This is a genomic window from Psychrobacter sp. TB20-MNA-CIBAN-0197, from assembly GCF_040309765.1.
Taxonomy (GTDB): Bacteria; Pseudomonadota; Gammaproteobacteria; order Pseudomonadales; family Moraxellaceae; genus Psychrobacter; species Psychrobacter submarinus.
In genome coordinates this window covers 1-249 of record NZ_JBEOPC010001112.1, presented here as the reverse complement: position 1 = coordinate 249, position 249 = coordinate 1, and the positions used below count along the sequence as shown (strand labels likewise).

1 protein-coding gene is annotated in these 249 nt (G+C 39.8%); it reads right to left on the bottom strand.

Translation table 11 applies throughout. The annotated features are described in order from the left end of the window. Positions 1-20: 20 nt before the first annotated feature. Positions 21-249 (bottom strand): hypothetical protein (locus AAEY83_RS17375; RefSeq protein WP_351061176.1); only part of this gene is annotated, 229 nt, incomplete at its 5' end.

Genomic DNA, 249 nt, shown 5'->3' with positions numbered 1-249 from the left:
AGTTAAGTTTATAGGGCGCATTATCGTACCTCCTGCCCTAAACCATGTTGTGCAACACAGCGCAGTACGTAACTTACTTTTAAAATAGCAGCAATAACAATAGTCCCAATATGAGCTGATACTTGCACCGCCATGGAAAAGTACTCAGCAAACGGGTAGCTAATTAAAATACTTGCCGTAATACACACTAAACTCACAGCCAATGCAGTATTGGCAGCAAATAATACTGTTTCGTATAGTGAACTAAAC